Raw genomic sequence first — 3,291 nt, 5'->3', positions numbered from 1 at the left:
GAGTTGGGGTGTGACGGTGACTGCACGGGACGTAGTGGGTCGCTCTTGTCTCCTGACTCCGGCGTCCTTCGCCGTCATACTGGCGGCGGGCGACTTGCGCGCCGAGCCGGTTGCCCCGCCCTCGCCCCTTTCCTCCGACCAGGATCCGGAGCCCGTGGCATGACCATCTGCCTGCTCCTGCTGAGTGTCGTGGCCCTGACGGCCGCCGTGCCGGTCCCGCGTGCCCTGGTGCGGGCCGGCTGGCCCGAGCGGGAGCCGGTCGTCGCCCTGTGGGTGTGGCAGTGCCTGGTGGCCACGGTCCTGATGTGCTGCCTGGCGGCGCTGCTGCTCGGCGCGGCGGCCGTGTTCGGCACGGTGCGCGCCCAGCTCTTCGCGCCCGCTCCACCGGCGGTCACCGCCGCCTACGACCTGTCCGTCGCGCCCGTGTGGGCCGCCGCCCTCACGGTGCTGCTGGCCTGCGGTGCCGCCTGGACCACCGCGATGCTCGGCCGCGAACTGGTCGAGGCGCGGCGGCGGCGCGGAGTGACCCGGGCGCATCTGCGCGAGCGGGCGCCCGAGCTGCCGGCCGGTCTCGAGGCGGCGGCGCGGGGGCCGCTGCTGGTGCTGGAGGACGAGTACCCCGACGCCTGGTGGATGCCGGGACATCCGCCGCAGCTGGTGGTCACGACGGGCGCGCTGCACCGGCTCACCGACCACCAGCTGGACGCCGTACTCACGCACGAGCGGGACCACGCGCGGGCCCACCACGACTGGCTGCTGCATCTGTCGACCGCGCTGGCCACCGGGTTTCCGCGGGTGCCGCTGTTCGCCCACTTCTGCGACCAGACGCACCGGCTGGTGGAGCTGGCGGCGGACGACACGGCGTCACGGCGGTGCGGGCATCTGACGACCGCGCTGGCGCTGATCGAGCTCAATCAGCACCGCGGGGTGCTGTCCTGTGCCTCCAGCCACCGGCTGCTGGGCGAGCGGGTGGACCGGCTGCTGGAGCCGCCGCTGAGGCTGGGGCGGCGACACCGGGCACTGACGGCGACGGTGGCCGCGCTCGTGCCGCTGCTGCCGTTGCTGATCACGTTCGCTCCCGGACTGACCGCCCTGTCCTGACTGGCAGACCTTGCTCCGCACCAGCCCTTTCCGCAGGTCATCGCCCTGCCTGACGGGTGGGCAGGTGGCGCACACTGTCGCAACACGGACGCGGACGTCAGGGCGTACGCGGCGCGGGCACTGTGAACGCCTCCCGGAAGGCCCCACCCGTACGCCACGCCACGCCGGCCGCCTATATCCAGTCGTCCGGCTCCGGCTCCGCATCCGCGTCCAGCTCGGGCCAGTCGTCGTCCGTCGGCTGCTTGCCCTCGGCCGCCGGCTCGCCATCCGTCGCCTTGGCCGCACTCGGGCCGTCGTCGCCCAGCGAGGCCAACACCGCCAGCACACCCTCCCCGTACGTCGTCAGCTTCTTCTCACCGACCCCGCTGATGCCGCCGAGCTGCCGTACCGACGTCGGCCAGGCCAGGGCGATCTCCCGCAGCGTCGCGTCGTGGAAGATGACGTACGCCGGGACGCCCTGCTCCCGGGCCTGCTCGGCGCGCCAGGCACGCAGGGCCTCGAACGCCGGCTGCAGCGCCTCGGGCAGCTCCACCGCGGCGGCCTTGGCCTTGCGCTCGCCCCGGCCGGTGGCCGAGGACGCCGACCGCGAGGTCGCCGGCTTCTTCGGCTCCTTGCGCAGCGGCACCTCCCGCTCGCGCCGCAGCACCGATCCGCTGGCCTCGGTCAGTACCAGCGTGCCGTACTCGCCCTCGACCGCGAGCAGCCCCTGGGCCAGCAACTGCCGTATGACGCCCCGCCATTCGCCCTCGGTCAGCTCCTCGCCGATGCCGAAAACCGACAGCTGGTCGTGGTCGAACTGGATGACCTTGCCGGTGCGCTTGCCCAGCAGGATGTCGATGATCTGCACCGCGCCGAACTTCTGCCCACGCTCCCGCTGCAGCCGCACCACCGTCGACAGCACCTTCTGCGCGGCGACCGTGCCGTCCCAGGTCTCGGGCGGGGTCAGGCAGGTGTCGCAGTTGCCGCAGCCGGCCGGATCCGGTTCCTGGCCGAAGTAGTTCAGCAGTTGTCCGCGCCGGCACCGGGCCGTCTCGCACAGGGCCAGCATCGAGTCCAGGTGGGCGGCGGCCCGCCGGCGGAACGCCTCGTCGCCCTCGCCGAGCTGGATCAGCTTGCGCTGCTGTATGACGTCGTTGAGGCCGTACGCCATCCAGGCCGTGGACGGCAGACCGTCGCGGCCCGCACGGCCCGTCTCCTGGTAGTAGCCCTCGACCGACTTGGGCAGGTCGAGGTGGGCGACGAAGCGGACGTCCGGCTTGTCGATGCCCATGCCGAAGGCGATGGTCGCCACCACGACCAGTCCCTCCTCCCGCAGGAACCGGGACTGGTGCGCCGCGCGCGTGCCCGCGTCCAGACCGGCGTGGTACGGGACCGCCTCGATGCCGTTGCGGCTGAGGAACTCCGCCGTCGCCTCCACGGACTTGCGCGACAGGCAGTACACGATGCCCGCGTCGCCCGTGTGCTCCTCTCTCAGGAAGCCCAGCAGCTGCTTCTTGGGGTCGGCCTTGGGCACGATCCGGTACTGGATGTTGGGACGGTCGAAGCTCGCCACGAAGTGCCGGGCCGTCGGCATGTGCAGCCGCTCGGTGATCTCCTGGTGCGTCGCGTGCGTGGCCGTCGCCGTGAGTGCGATGCGCGGCACGTCCGGCCAGCGCTCGCCGAGCAGGGACAGGGCCAGGTAGTCGGGGCGGAAGTCGTGGCCCCACTGGGACACGCAGTGCGCCTCGTCGATCGCGAAGACAGAGATCTTGCCGCGGGAGAGGAGATCGAGGGTGGAGTCCAGGCGGAGCCGCTCCGGCGCCAGGTAGAGGAGGTCCAGCTCCCCGGCCAGGAACTCGGCCTCCACCACCCTGCGCTCGTCGAAGTCCTGGGTGGAGTTCATGAACCCGGCGCGCACGCCGAGCGCCCGCAGCGCGTCCACCTGGTCCTGCATCAGCGCGATGAGCGGCGAGACCACCACGCCCGTACCAGGTCTGACCAGGGCCGGGATCTGGTAGCACAGCGACTTGCCGCCGCCGGTCGGCATGAGGACCACTGCGTCGCCGCCGGCCACCACATGCTCGATCACCGCCTCCTGCTCGCCGCGGAAGGCCTCGTACCCGAAGACCCGGTGCAGCGTGGCCAGCGCCTCGCTCTCAGTCGCCCCTGCCGTCCCGGTCACCCTTGGCATCGCGCTGATCCCGCCCATCC

2 protein-coding genes are annotated in these 3,291 nt (G+C 72.3%); one reads left to right on the top strand and one right to left on the bottom strand.

All coding sequences use genetic code 11. The annotated features are described in order from the left end of the window. The first annotated feature begins 159 nt into the window (after positions 1–159). Positions 160–1,101, top strand: a complete 942-nt coding sequence (locus GRC12_RS43000; RefSeq protein ID WP_208785874.1) for a M56 family metallopeptidase — start codon at positions 160–162, stop codon at positions 1,099–1,101. 172 nt (positions 1,102–1,273) lie between these two features. Here GRC12_RS43000 and recQ read toward each other — a convergent pair whose 3' ends face one another. After that, positions 1,274–3,271, bottom strand: coding sequence for a DNA helicase RecQ (gene recQ / locus GRC12_RS42995; RefSeq protein WP_208785875.1), 1,998 nt, complete (start codon positions 3,269–3,271; stop codon positions 1,274–1,276). Positions 3,272–3,291: the final 20 nt, after the last annotated feature.

The organism is Streptomyces griseorubiginosus, assembly GCF_017614965.1.
In the GTDB taxonomy this organism is placed as follows: domain Bacteria; phylum Actinomycetota; class Actinomycetes; order Streptomycetales; family Streptomycetaceae; genus Streptomyces; species Streptomyces griseorubiginosus_B.
Note: the sequence above shows the minus strand (reverse complement) of the source record. Positions and strands in the feature narration are given on the sequence as shown.